This window comes from Rhizobium herbae, from assembly GCF_017873135.1.
Classification (GTDB): domain Bacteria; phylum Pseudomonadota; class Alphaproteobacteria; order Rhizobiales; family Rhizobiaceae; genus Pararhizobium; species Pararhizobium herbae.
On sequence record NZ_JAGGJV010000004.1, the window covers coordinates 230,722 to 250,002 of the forward strand.

At 59.6% G+C, this 19,281-nt stretch carries 14 protein-coding genes; 9 read left to right on the forward strand and 5 right to left on the reverse strand.

Annotation, left to right across the window (positions count from 1 at the left end):
* Positions 1-35: 35 nt before the first annotated feature.
* On the forward strand, positions 36-1,070 hold the full coding sequence (gene hemH, locus J2Z75_RS12775; protein WP_209852859.1) for a ferrochelatase: 1,035 nt from the start codon (positions 36-38) through the stop codon (positions 1,068-1,070).
* A 230-nt stretch (positions 1,071-1,300) separates the two neighbouring features.
* On the opposite strand, the gene J2Z75_RS12780 is transcribed toward hemH, so the two are convergent.
* Positions 1,301-1,729 carry a hypothetical protein gene (locus J2Z75_RS12780; RefSeq protein WP_209852860.1) on the reverse strand — a complete coding sequence of 143 codons (429 nt, stop codon included), beginning with the start codon at positions 1,727-1,729 and terminating at the stop codon, positions 1,301-1,303.
* A gap of 377 nt (positions 1,730-2,106) precedes the next feature.
* On the opposite strand from J2Z75_RS12780, the gene J2Z75_RS29685 reads away from it, so the two are divergent.
* From J2Z75_RS29685 to J2Z75_RS12810, 6 genes are all read left to right on the forward strand, one after another.
* The gene (locus J2Z75_RS29685; RefSeq protein WP_407692764.1) at positions 2,107-2,256 is read left to right on the forward strand and encodes an RHS repeat-associated core domain-containing protein; all 150 of its coding nucleotides are present in this window, start codon (positions 2,107-2,109) and stop codon (positions 2,254-2,256) included.
* Between the two features lie 219 nt (positions 2,257-2,475).
* Positions 2,476-2,859, forward strand: coding sequence for a hypothetical protein (locus tag J2Z75_RS12790; RefSeq protein WP_209852862.1), 384 nt, complete (start codon positions 2,476-2,478; stop codon positions 2,857-2,859).
* Positions 2,856-3,230 carry an SCO4402 family protein gene (locus J2Z75_RS12795; RefSeq protein WP_209852863.1) on the forward strand — a complete coding sequence of 125 codons (375 nt, stop codon included), beginning with the start codon at positions 2,856-2,858 and terminating at the stop codon, positions 3,228-3,230. The genes J2Z75_RS12790 and J2Z75_RS12795 overlap by 4 nt, the downstream gene beginning before the upstream one ends.
* 441 nt (positions 3,231-3,671) lie before the next feature.
* The gene (locus J2Z75_RS12800) at positions 3,672-4,673 is read left to right on the forward strand and encodes an SPFH domain-containing protein (protein WP_234937337.1); all 1,002 of its coding nucleotides are present in this window, start codon (positions 3,672-3,674) and stop codon (positions 4,671-4,673) included.
* 3 nt (positions 4,674-4,676) lie between these two features.
* Positions 4,677-5,135 (forward strand): NfeD family protein, encoded by a 459-nt coding sequence (locus J2Z75_RS12805; protein WP_209852865.1) that lies wholly within the window; start codon positions 4,677-4,679, stop codon positions 5,133-5,135.
* Positions 5,136-5,229: 94 nt separating this feature from the next.
* Positions 5,230-6,726: an outer membrane beta-barrel protein gene (locus J2Z75_RS12810; RefSeq protein WP_209852867.1), complete on the forward strand. Its 1,497-nt coding sequence runs from the start codon at positions 5,230-5,232 to the stop codon at positions 6,724-6,726.
* 65 nt (positions 6,727-6,791) lie between these two features.
* Here J2Z75_RS12810 and galU read toward each other — a convergent pair whose 3' ends face one another.
* Positions 6,792-7,679, reverse strand: a complete 888-nt coding sequence (gene galU / locus J2Z75_RS12815; RefSeq protein WP_209852868.1) for a UTP--glucose-1-phosphate uridylyltransferase GalU — start codon at positions 7,677-7,679, stop codon at positions 6,792-6,794.
* A gap of 358 nt (positions 7,680-8,037) precedes the next feature.
* On the opposite strand from galU, the gene J2Z75_RS12820 reads away from it, so the two are divergent.
* A complete protein-coding gene (locus J2Z75_RS12820; RefSeq protein ID WP_234937338.1) occupies positions 8,038-9,210 on the forward strand; it encodes a lytic murein transglycosylase in 1,173 nt (390 codons plus the stop codon).
* A 138-nt stretch (positions 9,211-9,348) separates the two neighbouring features.
* Complete coding sequence (locus J2Z75_RS12825) at positions 9,349-10,572, forward strand: SGNH/GDSL hydrolase family protein (RefSeq protein WP_209852870.1); 1,224 nt, start codon at positions 9,349-9,351, stop codon at positions 10,570-10,572.
* Positions 10,573-10,649: 77 nt separating this feature from the next.
* On the opposite strand, the gene J2Z75_RS12830 is transcribed toward J2Z75_RS12825, so the two are convergent.
* From J2Z75_RS12830 to gltB, 3 genes are all read right to left on the reverse strand, one after another.
* Positions 10,650-12,149: a DegQ family serine endoprotease gene (locus J2Z75_RS12830; protein ID WP_209852871.1), complete on the reverse strand. Its 1,500-nt coding sequence runs from the start codon at positions 12,147-12,149 to the stop codon at positions 10,650-10,652.
* 366 nt (positions 12,150-12,515) lie between these two features.
* Positions 12,516-13,970 carry a glutamate synthase subunit beta gene (locus tag J2Z75_RS12835; RefSeq protein ID WP_209852872.1) on the reverse strand — a complete coding sequence of 485 codons (1,455 nt, stop codon included), beginning with the start codon at positions 13,968-13,970 and terminating at the stop codon, positions 12,516-12,518.
* 102 nt (positions 13,971-14,072) lie between these two features.
* Positions 14,073-18,794, reverse strand: coding sequence for a glutamate synthase large subunit (gene gltB / locus J2Z75_RS12840; protein ID WP_209852873.1), 4,722 nt, complete (start codon positions 18,792-18,794; stop codon positions 14,073-14,075).
* Positions 18,795-19,281 lie beyond the last annotated feature (487 nt).

The following is a 19,281-nucleotide window of genomic DNA, read 5'->3' on the forward strand; positions in this document are numbered from 1 at the left end:
TAAGAGGCACGCCCCATTACCTGCAGGATATGCCCATGACCGCCGCCACCGAGACGACCGCCCCGAACCATCCCCCCGTCAAATTCGGAAAGGTCGGGGTGCTGCTGGTCAATCTCGGCACGCCCGACGGAACCGACAAGGTGTCGATGCGGCGCTATCTGAAGGAATTCCTGATGGACCGGCGCGTCATCGAGTGGTCGCCGTTCTTCTGGTATCCGATCCTGTTCGGCATCGTGCTCAATACGAGGCCCGCCAAGGTCGGCAAGGCCTATGAGACGATCTGGAACAAGGACCTGAACGAAAGCTACCTGCGCACCTATACCCGCAACCAGGCAGAGACGATGGCGAAGTCCTTCGCGGACCTCCCGAATGTCCGGGTCGACTGGGCAATGCGCTACGGCCAGCCGTCGATAAAGTCGAAAATGGATGAACTGCAGAAGGACGGCTGCGAGAAGATCCTCGTCTTCCCGCTCTATCCCCAATATGCGGCAGCGACCACGGCGACCGTCAACGACGAGGCTTTCAAGGCGCTGCTGAAAATGCGCTGGCAGCCGGCCTTGCGAACGGTCGCGCCCTATCATGACGATCCGGTCTATATCGAGGCGCTGGCCAATTCGATCACCAGCCACCTTGCCACGCTCGACTGGGAACCGGAGGTGGTGCTGACCTCGTTCCACGGCATCCCGCAATCCTATTTCGACAAGGGCGATCCCTATTACTGCCAGTGTCAGAAGACCGCACGCCTGCTGCGCGAAAAACTCGGCTGGCCGAAGGAAAAGCTGCGGGTCACCTTCCAGTCCCGCTTCGGACCGGAGGAATGGCTTCAGCCCTATACCGACAAGACGGTGGAAAAGCTCGGCCAGGAAGGTATCAAACGCATCGCCGTCATCAACCCCGGCTTCGTCTCCGATTGTCTGGAAACACTGGAGGAAATCGCCGTCGAAGCCGCCGAAACCTTCCACCACGCCGGCGGCGAGAAATTTGCTCATATCCCCTGCCTCAACGACAGCCCGGATGGAATGCGCGTGCTGGAGCACGTGGTGCGGCGGGAGCTGATGGGCTGGGTCTGATGTCCTCCCCCGGTAGCTGATCGATGTGGTGGGGATGTTGCCGGCTCCAACGCTGCGCAAGATGAAAGCTACACGTTTTCGCCGACTGCTATCACCGCGCCAATTTGCGTATTCAAAACCGCCGCGGCTCTAGCCCCGTTGGATCAAAGTTCAGTGGCTCCCACTTCAATGCAGAACGACAAAAAGATCACGATAAAATTTTCTAGACGCCACCAAATTGATTAATTCAACTATTTTAGAGTAGATTTGTAGCCAATTATATTTTTAGCCAATATGTTTTCAAGAACATCACAACTAACACCTAAAATTTCAGCAGTTTCAACCAGACCTTCTATCTCATCATGGTCTAAAACGGTGCTCGAACTAACAATAGATACGCAAGCCCTGTCCAATTCATTGTCCATATTTCTAGTTAACTGATATCTATCAATTCTTTCCCATAACTTCTTCATAAGATTAGCATCGCCGGTGCATGTATCATTTTTCTTATGGCTGTTCCAAAATTCAATCACAGCAACCCGCAGTGGATCAAGCGCCCCTGAAATGGCTATCAGATCAGCATAAGATTCTTTGACGCCAAAAAATCCTTGCCCTTTTTCCATTGACCGGCAATCATATAGTTTTAGTTGAATCAGGTCAAAATTAACACTATTTTCCACCACAACGTTTCCTCCTTTTGGTCAGTGGCCTTGCTTGCCTAGGATTCCGGATACGCCGAGGCAAGACCAGTGGGAAATTTATTATCCGCGCCTCTGCCATCATCCCCAGCATAGGCATCGCCCCCTCCCCCGAAGGTGGGGCGCGGGGTAAGCTTCACAACATTGGTAACCCCTTGACCGAATCACACGCAAACTTCACCCATGGTTGAAATTCAGCGGGTTAAAATTGATGGGTCAAAAGCGAGCCAAATTTTGCTGGCAGCCGCAGGATAATCAGCCAAAATAACGATATGGAATCAAGTGAGGGCTTGTCGATGAAGTGGTTTTGCGACAGGGTTTTGACCCGCGTCCTGAGCATGTTGCTGATCTGCAGCATGATGTCTGTATCGATTGGCTCGGCTGCCAGCGCGCGATTTATCCAGCCGGATACGTGGGATCCGACAGTCGAAGGTGTTGGGACTAATCGGTATGCTTATGCAGGGAATGACCCTGTAAATAACAGCGACCCCAACGGACATCTCATTTAAGGCGCAGACGACCCCCGAAACGTCGATGCTTGGGGCCAAGCGACTCTCAGTGACGCAGGGCGGAGTTTTGACGAAGGCGATCTAACGCAACAAGAGTATGACGCTATTCGCGACATGGCGGCAACCGAAAAGTTCGCGCCTCGGTCGAAGAGAAATTTGCGAAAGGCGACCTAAACGGGCTTCCGGCTGCTGAAGCGATCGAATCCTATAAGACTGTTCTTGGCGCATCGGGCAAAGCCGCAATGGGATTATTTGGTGCCGCTGCCGGAAGGAAGGCCGTTACTTCGGGCTGGGGGGCAGAAAACTGTCGCAGAGGCTCAGAGCAAAATTCCTAAAGAATGGGGTAACGCATTTACAAATAAAAAGAAAGAAGGGGTTCGTTGGATCGATCCAAAAAACGGCAACAACTCTATACGGATTGACAAAGGAGACCCAAATTCAGGTAATATTTCCCAGCGAGTGGATCATGTTATTATTAACCGCGGTGGCGTTGTAATTGGGCGAAATGGTCAACCAATAAATGGTTATATCAAGCAAGATGCGATTAACGCTCACGTACCTAAGTCGGACTGGCTCGGATGGAGAGATTTGTTTAACAAATGATTTATCTTCACTCACCAAATCTTAGAGAAAGATTGATTGCTCATTTGAGAGAGCTATCGGATCTTGAATATCAGAAACGATATTGGAAGGTAATTGATGAAGAGACTGGAAACTATGACGAATTCGATTATAGCGTCCACTTTCTATACGATGATACTGACTTGGCTTACGATCCTGATTCGTACATTGGATGCACTTTATATTCGCAAGAAGAGGCTGAATGCGTCCGAAAATTAGCCACCGCGCTCGATATTGTCTTCGAAGTAAACGGGTTGGAATTGGACGATCACGAGTATCTTTCAACGAAAGAGTGGCCGTTGGTTCTTCGAGCAGCGGCGGAAGCGCTTTCGGTTATCGAAAAGAAGCCCTAAGAGATCCTGGGGAGCGAGGTTACCTCCCCACCCCATAATACCAGTCGCAGGAGAGACTGACCTCCCCCAATGAGCCGAGGTTACATTTGTAGCTACCGCCAATGATGCGGGGGTGATGGCGGCGACGCGATCTGTGGCAGAAGGTGTCAAGCTGCAAAAGCAGTTCCGTTGGAACCGTCAGCCCTAGGTTACCTGGTACCCTAATGAAGCCAGGAAGCCTCATTTACCGCCGCCGCCTGAATATCAAATATCGATCGATCGCACAATCGCAGCCTTGTGGGGAGGGAACTTTTCCATAAGCGATAATCCTGCCGTCAAAGGGGCGGTAAAGAAAGCCCAAGGATTTTCCACCAGTCCTTGCAAATAACGTGAGCAACTGCCACGTCTTGTCCTAGAGTAGCGCGCAACGCAACGCGCCGAACGGGAGGAACCTCTATGCCCTTGGCCGGACTGGACATCGTCGTCATTGCTTTCGTGGTGCTCGTCATCCTTGTGCTGTTCGCCGGTATCAAGACCGTGCCGCAAGGGTATCGCTACACCGTCGAGCGCTTCGGGCGCTACACCCGCACGCTGGAGCCCGGCCTCAACATCATCATCCCGTTCATCGATAAAGTCGGCGCCAAGATGAACGTGATGGAACAGGTACTCGACGTGCCGACGCAGGAAGTCATTACCCGCGACAATGCAAGCTGCGCCGCCGATGCCGTCGCCTTCTATCAGGTGCTGAATGCCGCGGAAGCTGCCTATCAGGTCTCCGATCTGCAAAGCGCCATCCTCAACCTCACGATGACCAACATCCGCTCCGTCATGGGCTCGATGGACCTCGACGAGCTTTTGTCGAACCGCGAGATCATCAACGACAAGCTGTTGCATGTCGTCGACGAAGCCGTCGGTCCCTGGGGCATCAAGGTCACCCGCGTCGAGATCAAGGATATCCAGCCGCCGAAGGATCTGGTCGATGCGATGGCCCGCCAGATGAAGGCCGAGCGCGAGAAGCGCGCGCAGGTGCTGGAAGCCGAAGGGTCGCGCAACGCGCAGATTCTCCGCGCCGAGGGTGCCAAGCAATCGGCGATCCTGCAGGCCGAGGGCCAGCGCGAAGCCGCTTTCCGTGACGCCGAGGCCCGCGAACGTCTTGCCGAAGCCGAGGCCAAGGCGACCAAAATGGTCTCCGAGGCGATTGCTGCCGGCGACGTGCAGGCGATCAACTACTTCGTCGCGCAGAAATACACCGAGGCCATGGCGGCGATCGGCACTGCGCCGAATTCGAAGATCGTGCTGATGCCGATGGAAGCCTCGTCGCTGATCGGCTCGCTCGGCGGCATCGGCGCCATTGCCCGGGAAGTCTTCGGCGATGGCGGCAATTCGCCCGCGCCGGTGCGCCAGGTGACACCACGCACGCCCCCTGTCCGCAATCCGTTCGACACGACCAAGCAGGAAGGCTGATCGATGATCGAGCGCATCGTCCTCGAACTTGGCCCCTGGAGCTGGTGGGTGCTGGGCCTCGTGCTGCTGGCAGCGGAAGTCGTCGCACCCGGCGTCTTCCTCGTCTGGATCGGCATCGCCGCCATTCTGACCGGCGCCGTCTCGCTTCTGCTCTGGGAGGCCGGTTTCTGGGTCTGGCAGGCGCAGCTGGTATTCTTTGCCGTCCTCTCCGTCGCAGCGGTTTTCATCGGCCGCAGGCTGCTTGCCCGCTCTGGGGACACGTCGGACGAGCCGCTTCTCAACCAGCGCGGCGCCCGCCTCATCGGCCGGACGGTTGTGCTGGAACAGCCGATTGCCGAAGGGCGCGGCCGGATCCGGCTCGACGCAACGACCTGGCCCGTCAGCGGGCCGGACCTGCCCGCTGGTGCGCGCGTCAAGGTCATTGGCAGCAGTGGCAGCCACCTGATCGTCGAAAGCGCCTGAAATTCAAGCCGGAAGCCGTTTCGGAAAGGAATGGTTAACCACATCCGTTTACGGTTGCTCAACACTGGTAAACGGATTTCCGGGCATTCGGCAGATGACGCCATTTTTTCCACGCACGAAGAGGACCAGCCTTCCGCGCCCGGCGGCCGCTGCGGCTTGGCTCGTGGTCGGCTGCGCGTTGCTTTCGTCCCATGGCGTCTCCGCACAGGCGCTTCTTCCCGGATCGGACGACGCCACGACATCCGCCGACACCACAACGACGGCGGCCGATACAGCGAACACCAACGCCACAGCACTGACCGGTACGGCGCCCAGCCAGGACACGGCGGCGATCACCACCGGTTCGATCAGCACCGACAGCGGCGAGCCTTTGCTCAATGATCCCACCGTCGACGAGGATATGGCCCGCACGAACCTGCGTGAAAACACGGTCGATGGTCTGAGGTCACAGCTCGATATCGATCGCAACGATGCACAGGGCATTCGTCTTGGCAGCTTCGTCCTCAAGCCGACGCTCGGCCAGACCTACAATTTCGAAAGCAACAAGACCGGCAGCTCGAAGCAAAGCCGCAGCTACCTCGAGACTGGCCTGAAAGGCACGCTGACCTCCGACTGGTCCCGCCACCAGCTGACGGTGACCGGAGAAGGCACCTGGCAGCGCAACGTGTCCGGCTCCGGCGAGACGGAACCGACCGCCAACCTCGACGCAGCGCTCCGGCTCGACCTCGCCGACCAGACGACCGCGACACTGAAGGCCGGTTATCACTTTGAACGCGAGGATTCGACCGATCCGAACGCGATCAGCAATGCAAGCGTCCAGTCCGGCATCGACCAGTATACGCTCGGCGCCGGGATCGAGCGCGATTTCGGCATCCTGCGCGGCTCGGCCAAGGTCGATTTCGACCGTTATGTCTATGGCAGCGCCGAACTCGAAAACGGCGGCACGCTGTCCCTGAAAGACAGAAACCGCAATGCCGGCGCGGTCACGGTGCGTGTCGGCTACGAGCTTTCCCCCGCGCTCATTCCTTTCATCGAGGCTTCCGCCGGAAAATCGATCTACGATCTGCGGAAGGACACGCTCGGCTTCGAAAGGTCCTATGATAGCTACGGCGCCCGGGCCGGCATCGAGGCCGATCTCGGCGAGAAGCTAAACGGCGAAATCGCGCTTGGCTATCAGACCTATCGGTTCGAGGACAACCGTCTCGACGACCTCAAGGGGTTCACCATCGACGGACTGGTCAACTGGTCGCCGCAGCGCGGCACCGACGTGACCTACGGCATCTCGACCGGGCTCGAACCCTCGACCACAGCCGGCGAAAGCGGCGCCATGGTCTATACGCTGAGCAGCAGGGCGACCCACGAACTGCGGACGGCCCTCGTGGCCCGCCTGTCGAACAGCCTGACCTTCCGAAACTTCCCCAGCGGCGGCACGGATGACGAGAAGGTCTGGCTGACCGGTGCCGGCCTGACCTGGGACTTGAACCGCTATCTCGCTCTCACCGGCGATGTCAGCTACGAGCGTACGACACGCGACAGCGGCCCCGCGACCAACATCGCGCGCGTCGGCGTCGGGCTGACGCTGCGGCGCTGATTTTGTAAAATAACAAAGTCCGCTCGCGAAAAAAACGCGAGCGGACTTTTACGTTGACCGCAACCTTATTTCAGGCCTTCCAGCAAAGCCTTCAAGGGAGCCTCGACGCCCGGCCGGATGTCGGCGCGCGCCAGCGCGAAAGCGACGTTCGCCAGAATAAACCCCTCCTTCATGCCGCAGTCATAGGTATTGCCACGGAAGTGATAGCCGGCAAAATCCTGCGTCTGAGCAAGCTTCAGCATGCCGTCCGTCAGCTGGATCTCGTTGCCCGCGCCGCGCTCCTGGGTGGCGAGAATAGAGAAGATTTCCGGCTGGAGGATGTAACGGCCATTGATGAAGAAGTTCGATGGTGCGGTGCCCTGCGGCGGTTTTTCGACCATCTTGGTGATCTTGAACCCGTCTCCCACCTTGTCGCCCGCACCGACGATGCCGTATTTGTGCGTCTGGTCCGGGGCGCATTCTTCCACGGCCAATACGTTTCCGCCGGTCTGCTCGTAGAGCTCGACCATGCCCCTGAGGCAGCCCTTTTCCGAGGACATGATCATGTCGGGCAACAGGACCGCGAAGGGCTCGTCGCCGACAAGCTCGCGCGCGCACCAGACGGCGTGGCCGAGGCCGAGCGGCGATTGCTGGCGGGTAAAGCTGGTGCTGCCGGCAACGGGAAGAATGCCTTCAAGGAGCGTCAGCTCCGCCTTTTTGTTGCGTTCGCGTAGCGTCTGCTCCAGTTCGACCTGGATATCGAAATAATCCTCGATCACTGCCTTGCTGCGGCCGGTTACGAAGATCAGGTGTTCGATCCCCGCATCCAGTGCCTCATCAACGACATACTGGATGACCGGTCTGTCGACGACCGTCAGCATTTCCTTGGGAACGGCCTTCGTCGCGGGCAGGAATCGGGTTCCTAGACCGGCAACGGGGAATACGGCCTTACGAACTTTACGCTTGTCAGTCATTGACATCTCCAGGATCACGGCACTGTGATTTTAAACAGAACAGATTGCTATCAATAGGGATTAAGCGGCAAATTGCTATTTTTTTGCAAAGGAAGACGACACCACCCATTCATGGTAAAGAATTTGTTGACTTCATTTTTGTAAGATTCCGATTCTGGCGATCGCCTCCTTGGCGGAACGGCCCGAAAATGGAACCACATGCATGCAACCCATGCATGAAGCTGGCTCTTAGACTGTAAATTTGTGCATCTCCAATCCAACCTGAGGGTATGGCTTTTGGGGGAGCGCCGACCAACGGAAACGACAGCTGATGACAAAGATTCGAAAAGCCCTCCTTTGCCGTGCCGCCGCCGCGTTCATGGCGGCCGCAGCCCTGTTTGCCTCGTCGCCCGCATCGGCTGACGCCGGTTTCGAGACCTGGATCAACAGCTTCTATGCCACGGCAGCAAAGAGCGGAATCACCAAGGCCACCTATCGCCAGGCCTTTTCCGGCGTCAAGACGCCCGATCCGGACGTCCTTGAGAAAGCACGCTATCAGCCCGAATTCAAGCACAAGATCTGGGAATACATCGATAGCCGCGTGAACCCCTATACGCGCAAGATCGGACAGGAGATGGCGGTCAAGCACGGCCGGACGCTCGCGGCCCTGGAGCGCCATTTCGGCATCGACAAGACCATCCTCCTGGCGATCTGGTCGATGGAATCCAACTATGGTGCCGTGCTGGAAAAGGACGAGCGTCTTCACTACGTTCCGCGCGCGTTGGCAACTCTTGCCTATGCCGATCCGAAACGCGCCAAATATGCCAAGACCCAGCTGATCGCGGCCCTGAAGATTTTGCAGAACGGCGATATCAGCCCGCGTGAACTGAACGGTTCCTGGGCTGGCGCCATGGGCCACACGCAGTTCATTCCGACCAGCTACCTGCTCTATGCCGTCGATGCCGACGGCAATGGGCATAAGGACATCTGGAACTCGGTGCCCGATGCATTGGCGACCGCGGCCAACCTGTTGAAGAAGAACGGATGGCAATCCGGGCAGACATGGGGCTACGAAGTGTCGCCCCCCCAGAGCGGCAGCCAGTATGCCGGCCAGACGAAAACGCTGGCGCAATGGGCAGCCCTCGGCTTTACCCGCCCGAACGGCAAGGCATTCCGCAATACCGATCAGCGTGCAGAACTGAAAATGCCCGGCGGTGCCGGCAGCCCCGGCTTCCTGATGACCAAGAACTTCTTCGTTCTCAAGCGCTATAATGCGTCCGATTCCTATGCGCTGGGCGTCGGCCTGCTGGCCGACGAAATTGCCGGCTACGGCGGCATGCAGCAGGCATGGAGCCGCCCGGATGGTTCGCTCGACATCAAGCAGAAGTTCGAGCTGCAATCCCGACTGAAGGAGCTCGGCTACTACGACGGCGAAGTCGACGGCAATTTCGGCTCCGGCTCCAAGGCGGCCATACAGGCCTTCCAGAACCGCAACGGTCTCGCGCCGGACGGTGAACCGACGCAACATCTGCTGAAGGCCCTGCAGAACTGATGATGGAGAGCGCCGGGCGCTCTCAATTGCGGCACAATCCGGACGCATGCTTGACCGCAACGCCTTTCGAAAGGGAGGCGTTGTGCGGCTGCGGACAAACGCAATAGACTTCAGGCCAGAACAGTGCGGAACAGTGGCATGAGCGGCAGATACAGCGACAGGATCGGCCTCCACCGGCTGCTCAATGGCCTGATCGTCATCGCGATCGGCATCGGCGCCTTCGTGATGCAGCCGCCGCGCCAGGCGGAAGCGCAGGAGCGCAGGACCATCCTCGACATGCTGTTCGGGTTCGGCCGGCGGCAACCGCCGCCCGTCTATAACGACGTTCCCATTTACGAGCCCAGGCTGAGAGAACCGCAGCAGCGACCGAAGGCAAAAAAGACGCGGCAGAAGGCCAAACCCGAGCCAGTCGAGCCCGCTCCCGTGGTCGTCGAAAAGCTGGAGACTGCCAAGAAGGTTCTCGTCGTCGGCGACTTCGTTGCCGGCAGCCTGGGGGACGGCCTCAAGACCGCGTTCGAGACGACGCCCGGCATCATCATCGAGACACGCGCAAACGGCTCATCCGGTCTCGTGCGTGACGACTATTTCAACTGGCCGGAAAACCTGTCTGGCTATATCGCCGAGGTGAAACCGTCCCTCGTCATCATCAGCCTCGGCGCCAATGAACGCCAGCAGATGTCGATCGGCGGGGAAAAAGAAAAATTCAGGACAGACCGCTGGCTTGCCGAATATACGCGGCGCACCGGGGCCTTCGCAACTCTCGCCCATAGCCAGAACATACCCTTTCTCTGGGTCGGCATGCCGCCCTTCCAGTCCACAGCGATGACCGCCGACATGGTGACCCTCAACGGCATCTTCCGAACGGAAACCGAAAAGGTCGGCGGCACCTTTATCGATATCTGGGACGGTTTCGTCGACGAGGGCGGAAAATTCGTCATGACAGGATCGGACATCAACGGTCAGCAGGTCCGCCTGCGCGGGTCGGACGGCATCAATTTGACCAAGGCGGGCAAACGCAAGCTTGCCTTCTATGTCGAGAAGGACATTCGCAAGCTACTGGGCGACGCGGCCGTATCCACCCAGGACGTTCCCGGCGCTGACGGCTTGAAAGATCTGGTCGTTGCGGCCCCGACCGCCAATGAAGACATCATCCAGACCCAGCCGATCAGCCTGGATGATCCGGAACTCGATGGTGCCGCCGTTCTTCTCGGCGGAACGACGGCGTTGACCGGCAACGGCAAAAGCCCCCGTGACCGTCTTGTCGAAAAGGGCGACGTCGCCGAGGCACCGGCGGGGCGGGTAGATGATTTCCGGCTGGCAAAGCCCGAGACCGTGATCAGCAATCCGGTCATTCGCAACTGATCCTGCAATTGAACAAGGATATCCCCGCCCCTTTTCCGCAAAAGGGGCGGGGACTTCGACAGCTTCACCCTTGCGGGTCAGGCTGCTGAAAAGGGCACCGCAACGAAGGTCTTTTCAGTGCCGCGCTCGACCAGCAGCAGTACCGACTTGCGCCCCGACCTCGCGGCATTTGCAATGGCCGTTTTGACGTCGCCGGCGCCGAGTACCGCCTTGTCATTCACCGAGACGATGACGTCCCCCGCCTGGATGCCAGCGGCTGCCGCCGGCTTGTCGGGGTTGACGTTGGCGACAACCGCACCCGTCACGTTGTCGGGCAGGTTCAGCTCCTGACGGACATCCGGCGTCAGATCGGCAAGGGCGATGCCGATGCTCGGCCCGCTCTGGGTCTTTCCGTCGTCCTTGCCCAGAGAAGCCTGCTTCTGACCGCCATCATTGCCACCGACTGTGACGCTGAGATTGACGGACTTGCCATCGCGCCAGACCGTCATGGCCTCCCTGGCGCCAGGCGACAGGTCGGCGACCAGCCGCGACAGGTCGCGGGGCGACTTGACCGTCTCGCTGCCGACAGTCATCACGATATCGCCGGTCTTCAGCCCGGCATGCGAAGCAGGCGTGCCCTTGTTCACGGCTGCGACCAAAGCGCCCTGCGGCTTGGCAAGACCGACGGCTTCGGCGACATCGGCCGTCACCGGCTGGATCTGCACGCCGAGATAACCGTGATCGATCGATCCGCTCTTTTCCAGTTTGGCGACGATTTTCTGCGCCTGATCGGAGGGGATTGCGAAACCGACACCGACGCTACCGCCGTTCGGCGAGTAGATCGCGGTATTGATCCCGACGACATTGCCGGCATGATCGACAAGCGGTCCACCGGAATTGCCATGGTTGATCGGCGCGTCGATCTGGATGAAATCGTCATAGGGTCCGCTGTGCAGATCGCGGCCGCGGGCCGAAACGATACCGGCCGTGACCGTCGTGCCGATGCCGAAGGGATTGCCGATCGCCAGAATCTGGTCGCCCAGCTTCAGCGCGTCGGAATCACCCCAGGAGAGAGTGGCAAGCGGCTTGTCGGACTTGATCTTCAGCACCGCCAGGTCGGATTTCGGATCGGCGCCCAAAAGCTTGGCCGGCAGTTCCGTGCCGTCGTCAAGCGTCACCTTGATGTCGATCGCGTTGTCGATCACATGGTTGTTGGTGACGATGATGCCGTCGCTACCGACAATGAAACCGGATCCGAGCGCCATTCCGCGTTCGCCGCCACCTTGCCGTGGGGCCTGCTTGGGCATCGGAATGCCCTGTTGCTCGAAGAACCGGCGGAACTGCTCGTCCATCGGCGAATTGTCGCTGCTGTCGCTGACGTCAGTTGCCTTCATCGTCGTGGTGATGGTCACGACCGCCGGCTTGTCGACAGCGACGACATCCGCGAAGGATCCGTTGGAAACCTGTGGCGCGATGGCTGGCACGGACGCCGCCATTGCGGTCGTTGAATGAATGGTGAAGGGGAACGCCGCCGCGCCGACCAGGATGGCGGCTCCGACCAGCGCTGCGGCACGGTGAGTCAGGAGAATGTTGGACATGACAAAGGGTCCCTTACGAACGCGTTGGGGTGCGGCGTCATGGTTCCCTGTCACAGGAACGCGGCGTCGGGTGATTGGCAGCGTTCTTTCCAAGACCTGTTTTTCAGAATTGCGCCCAACCAGGCGATCAATACTGATAGATCATGAAATACGCTTGAGACGGATATTATAACTGCCGCGAATATTTACAAATTAAAGGTTTATTACCATTTCATTGCAGCAAGTTAATGTTGCATCAAATCTCGCCGCCATACTTCAACCCAGGTGCAGACGGCGGCACGGTCGCAACAGAACGGCAAACGCCGCGCACCAGCCCGGCACGCGGCGTTTTCAATGGGGTTTGCCTCGCGAAAGAGGCGGATTTGACTAGCGCGGCAGAACTGTCGAGCCCATCAGCGCTTCATCGATCGAACGGGCTGCCTGGCGGCCTTCGCGGATGGCCCAGACCACCAGAGACTGGCCGCGGCGCACGTCGCCGGCCGCCCAGACCTTGTCGACCGAGGTGCGATAATCCTTGTCGTTGGCGGTGACAAACGAACCGCCACGCTTGTCCTTGCCGATGGTGAGCTTGTCGCCCATGTCCTTCAGCACGCTGTCGGTACCCGGACCGCTGAAGCCAATGGCGATGAAGGCGAGATCGGCCTTGATGACGAACTCGGTCCCCGCGATCGGCTTGCGCCGCTCGTCGACCTGACAGCATTTGACGCCTGTCAGTATGCCGTCCTCACCGACGAATTCGAGTGTCGCCACCTGGAATTCGCGCACGGCGCCTTCGGCCTGACTGGAAGAGGTGCGCATCTTGGTGGCCCAGAACGGCCATACAGAAAGCTTGTCCTCTTTTTCCGGCGGCTGCGGGCGGATGTCGAGCTGGGTGACCTTGACGGCGCCCTGGCGGAAGGCCGTGCCGACGCAGTCGGACGCCGTATCGCCCCCCCCGACGACAACGATATGCTTGCCGCCGGCCAGGATCGGATCCGACGGCCAGCCGACGCTGTCGATATTTTCGCGGCCGACACGGCGGTTCTGCTGGACGAGATAGGGCATCGCATCGTGAACGCCGTGAAACGCGACGCCCGGAATACCGGCATCGCGCGGCGTCTCAGAACCGCCGCAGTAGAGAACGGCATCATGATCTTCGATCAGGCTGTCGACGCTCTTGTCGACGCCGACATTGACGCCGCAATGGAAGGTGACACCCTCGCCGCGCATCTGGTCGACGCGACGATCGATGAAGTTCTTCTCCATCTTGAAATCGGGGATACCGTAGCGCAACAAACCGCCGGGCTTGGATTCGCGCTCGAAAACATGGACTTCATGGCCGGCGCGGGCAAGCTGCTGGGCCGCGGCCATTCCGGCAGGACCGGAACCAATGATCGCAACCTTCTTGCCGGTCTTGGTGACGGCGGGCTGCGGCACGATATAGCCCATCTCATAGGCCTTGTCGGCGATTGCCTGCTCGACCGTCTTGATGGTGACCGGCGCGTCTTCGAGGTTCAGCGTGCAGGCTTCCTCGCACGGCGCCGGGCAGATGCGGCCGGTGAACTCCGGAAAATTGTTGGTCGAATGCAGGTTGCGGATCGCCTCGTCCCAGTTGCCGTTATAGACAAGGTCGTTCCAGTCGGGGATCTGGTTGTGTACCGGGCAGCCGGTCGGGCCGTGGCAATAAGGGATGCCACAGTCCATGCAGCGGGCGGCCTGTTTCTGCACTTCCGGGTCCGACATCGGGATTGTGAATTCGCGGAAATGCCGGATACGGTCCGACGCCGGCTGATACTTTGCCAGCTGCCGGTCGATTTCCATGAAGCCTGTGACCTTACCCATCGTAAATTCCTGATATCTCTAATCCGAGTAGACGCCCGCTCTGAGCGCGCCAGATGCACCCCCAGGCCTTGGCTACAGGGGTGCGTTGTCACAGATCGGCGGTTACTCCGCCGCGATGCCCATCCGCATGCGCTCCATTTCCTCCAGCGCACGCCGGTACTCGACCGGCATGACCTTGCGGAATTTCGGCCGGAACTCGACCCAATGGTCGAGGATTTCCTTGGCGCGCGGCGAACCCGTGTAGTGCAGATGGTTCGAGATCAGCTGGTAGAGCCGCTCGTCGTCATGGCGCGTCATGTCGCCGGCAACATCGACCATGCCCTTGTGCATGAGGTCGCCGCCGTGATGATGCAGCTTCTCCAGCATGTCGTCCTCTTCCGGAACCGGCTCGAGTTCGACCATCGCCATGTTGCAGCGCTTGGGGAAATCGTCGCTTTCATCGAGCACATAGGCAACGCCACCCGACATGCCTGCCGCGAAGTTGCGGCCCGTCTCGCCGAGAACCACGACAACACCGCCGGTCATGTATTCGCAGCCATGGTCGCCCACGCCCTCGACCACCGCGATGGCGCCTGAGTTGCGCACGGCAAACCGTTCACCGGCAACGCCGTTGAAGTAGCATTCGCCCGAGATCGCCCCGTAAAGCACGGTGTTGCCGACGATGATCGACTTGGCAGCGACGATCTTCGAGTTTTCCGGCGGGCGCACGACGATGCGGCCGCCCGAAAGCCCCTTGCCGACATAGTCGTTGCCGTCGCCGATCAGCTCGAAGGTGATGCCGCGAGCAAGGAACGCGCCAAAAGATTGGCCGGCCGTGCCGCGCAGCTTCACCGTGATCGTGTCGTCCTTCAGGCCCTTGTGGCGATAGCGCTTGGCGACTTCGCCCGACAGCATCGCGCCGGCGGACCGGTCGACGTTCTTGATGTCGACTTCGATCGTAACGGGCGTCTTCGATTCCAGCGCCGGCATCGCGGCGGCAATCAGCTTGCGGTCGAGGATGTCGTGGATCGGGTGGTTCTGCTTCTCGGTCCAGTAGGTCTTTTCCTTCGGCGCATCGACCTTGTGGAAGATGCGGGAGAAGTCGAGGCCATTAGCCTTCCAGTGCGAGATCATGCTGTCCTTTTCGAGCAGTTCGGACAGGCCGATGACGTCGTCGAACTTGGCAAAGCCCAGCGACGCCAGGATTTCCCGCACTTCTTCGGCCACGAAGAAGAAGTAGTTGACCACATGCTCCGGCGCACCCTTGAAACGCTTGCGCAGGACAGGGTCCTGCGTCGCCACGCCCACCGGACAGGTGTTGAGGTGGCACTTGCGCATCATGATGCAGCCGGCGGCAATCAGCGGTGCCGTCGAGAAGCCGAACTCGTCGGCGCCCAGCAGCGCACCGATGATAACGTCGCGGCCGGTCTTCAGGCCGCCATCGACCTGCAGCGCGATGCGCGACCGCAGACCGTTCAGCACCAGCGTCTGATGGGTTTCGGCAAGGCCGATCTCCCAGGGTGAGCCGGCATGCTTCAGCGAGGTCAGCGGCGATGCGCCGGTCCCGCCGTCATAGCCCGAGATGGTGATATGATCAGCACGCGCCTTGGCAACGCCGGCCGCGACCGTACCAACGCCGACTTCGGAGACGAGCTTGACCGATACGTCCGCTTCCGGATTGACGTTCTTCAGGTCGTAGATCAGCTGCGCCAGATCCTCGATCGAATAGATGTCATGGTGCGGCGGCGGTGAGATCAGGCCGACACCGGGCGTTGAATGCCGGGTTTTGGCAACCGTCGCATCGACCTTGTGGCCGGGCAGCTGGCCGCCCTCGCCGGGCTTGGCACCCTGCGCCACCTTGATCTGCAGCATGTCGGCATTGACCAGATATTCGGCCGTGACGCCGAAACGGCCGGAGGCAACCTGCTTGATCGCCGAGCGTTCCGGATTGCGCGACCCGTCATAGAGCGGCAGGTAACGGTCGGCTTCCTCGCCGCCCTCACCCGTGTTCGACTTGCCGCCGATGCTGTTCATGGCGATCGCCAGCGTCGTATGCGCCTCGCGCGAAATCGAGCCGAACGACATGGCGCCGGTCGAAAACCGCTTGACGATGTCGGCGGCGGGTTCGACCTCGTCGATCGAAATCGGCTTGCGGCCGATCGCATCGGCGCCCTTGATCGAGAACAGCCCGCGAATGGTGTTCATCCGCAGCGCAGCGCCATTCACCATCTCGGCGAATTCACGGTAGCGATCCTCGGCATTGCCGCGCACGGCATGCTGCAATGAGGCAACGGCATCCGGCGACCAGGCATGGCCTTCGCCGCGCATGCGGTAGGCGTATTCGCCGCCGATATCCAGCGTGTTGCTGAGAATCGGGTCGGAGCCGAAGGCTGCCTGATGGCGGTTGAAGGTTTCTTTGGCGATCTCCTCAAGCCCGATGCCTTCGATCTGCGTCGCGGTACCGAAGAAATACCGTTCGATCAGCTCCGAGTTCAGGCCGACAGCGTCGAAAATCTGGCCGCCGCAATAGGACTGGTAGGTCGAGATGCCCATTTTGGACATGACCTTGAGGATGCCCTTGCCGACCGCCTTGATGTAGCGATAGACGACTTCGCTGCCATCGACTTCCTTCGGGAACTCGCCGCGCTTGTGCATGTCGGTGAGCGTGTCGAAGGCGAGATAGGGGTTGATCGCCTCGGCGCCATAGCCGGCGAGAAGGCAGAAATGGTGCACTTCGCGCGGCTCGCCGGATTCGACCACGAGACCGACGGAAGTGCGCAACCCCTTGCGGATCAGATGATGGTGCACGGCTGCGGTTGCCAGCAGCGCCGGGATCGCCACGCGGTCCGGACCGATCTGGCGATCGGACAGCACGATGATGTTGTAGCCGCCCTTGACGGCCGCTTCGGCCCGCTCGCAGAGCCGGTCGAGAATATCCGGCATGCCTTCGGCGCCCCGCGTCACGTCATAGGTGAAGTCGAGCGTCTTGGTATCGAAGCGATCTTCGGTATGGCCGATGGAACGGATCTTTTCGAGATCGCCATTGGTCAGGATCGGCTGGCGCACTTCGAGCCGCTTGGCATGCGACGCGCCAACATGGTCGAGAATGTTCGGGCGTGGACCGATGAAGGAGACCAGGCTCATCACCAGCTCTTCGCGGATCGGGTCGATCGGTGGGTTGGTGACCTGCGCGAAGTTCTGCTTGAAATAGGTGTAGAGCAGCTTGGTCTTGTCCGACATCGCCGAGATCGGCGTATCGGTGCCCATCGAGCCGATCGCTTCCTGGCCGGTCGTTGCCATCGGCGACATCAGGATCTTGGTGTCTTCCTGGGTATAGCCGAATGCCTGCTGGCGATCGAGCAGCGACACGTCGCGGCGCAGCGCGCGCGGCTCTACCGGCTTCAGCTCTTCGAGGATCAGCTGCGTGTTGTCGAGCCACTTGGCATAGGGATGCTGGTTCGCCAGCGAAGACTTCACGTCCTCGTCGGAGATGATGCGGCCTTCCTCCATGTCGATCAGCAGCATCTTGCCCGGCTGCAAACGCCACTTCTTGACGATGCTTTCTTCCTTGACCGGCAGCGTGCCGGCTTCGGAAGCAAGGATGATGCGGTCGTCGTCGGTAACGAGATAGCGGGCCGGACGCAGGCCGTTGCGGTCGAGCGTCGCGCCGATCTGGCGGCCATCGGTGAACGCGACGGCGGCCGGACCATCCCACGGCTCCATCAGCGCGGCGTGATACTCGTAGAATGCCTTGCGCTCCGGCGCCATCAGCTGGTTGCCGGCCCAGGCTTCCGGGATCAGCATCATCACCGCATGGGCGAGCGAATAGCCGCCCTGAACGAGGAATTCGAGCGCATTGTCGAAACAGGCGGTATCCGACTGGCCCTCGTAGGAGATCGGCCAGAGCTTGGAAATGTCGGCGCCGAACAGCGGCGAAGACACCGACGCCTGGCGGGCGGCCATCCAGTTGACGTTGGAGCGCAGCGTGTTGATTTCGCCGTTATGGGCGACCATGCGGTAGGGATGCGCCAGCTTCCACGACGGGAAGGTGTTGGTCGAGAAGCGCTGATGCACCAGCGCCACCGCGCTTTCGAAGCGCGGATCGGACAGGTCCTTGAAATAGGCCGCCACCTGATAGGCGAGGAACATGCCCTTGTAGACGATTGTCTTCGTCGACAGCGACACCGGATAGAAACCGGTATCGGCACCCTGGAAGGCATCATAGATACGGTTGGAGATCACCTTGCGCAGGGTGAACAGCCGGCGTTCGAATTCGGCATTGGTCGCGGCATCGCGGCCGGCGCCGATGAAAACCTGCAGGTGGTATGGTTCGGTCGCGGCAATATGCGGCGCCTTCGACAGCGAGGAATTGTCGACCGGCACCTCGCGGAAACCCAGTAGGGTCTGCCCCTCTTCGCCGATGACATCGGTGATCACCTGCTTGAAATGGGCGATCTGCGCCTCGTCCTGCGGCATGAAGAGATAGCCGACGGCGTAGTCGCCGGCCTTTGGCAAAGTAACGCCCTGAAGCGCCATTTCCTCGCGGAAGAAGCGGTCGGGAATCTGCACGAGGATGCCCGCGCCATCGCCCATCAGCGGATCGGCGCCGACGGCACCGCGATGCGTCAGGTTTTCCAGGATGAACAGGCCGTCCTTGACGATCTGGTGGGACTTCACCCCCTTCATATGCGCGACGAAACCGACGCCGCAGGCGTCATGCTCGTTGCGCGGATCATAAAGACCCTGTTTCTTCGGCAGGCCCGGGAACACGGCGGCTTTCTCAACCGTCGCCGTCTGGCGCGCAATGTTGAGTCCGGTTTCGGTGGATGGCGTAAATTCCGTCATCGTCGTCCCTCCTGTTAACCCGGCAAGGGCCGGGTATTTCCGCAGTCCGGGCAGGCTTTCGCGGGCAAGCTACCCGTTTGAGGCCGACACCGGCATTATCGTTGCATGATCCTGATCCGGTCGCAAATGAAGCATTTACTGCATCAGGCAAGAATGCTCGCGACCATCGCGATTGCTGCGTCAGCACGGACATTTTTGCGTCCGGCGCGGCTTGCAATCGTCAGCCGGCGGCCGCACCAAAACGGCCATTCCAGCATCTTTCCGGCCTTGAGACCGAAATAGGACAGCAAGACTGTCCTATTTCATAGGCTCTATGCCAGAAACCACCCGCGACTGCAAGACCACTGACGCAAAATATTCAGAGAGATTTTACCGAACATTGCGGTTAATTGCGTGTTTTTGTAATTTAATTTCAATATCTCCTCGTTTTCTTCGATTTGGTTTCAAACTGGTCTGACATTGTCCTTATCTCGCCCTCCCTGGATTG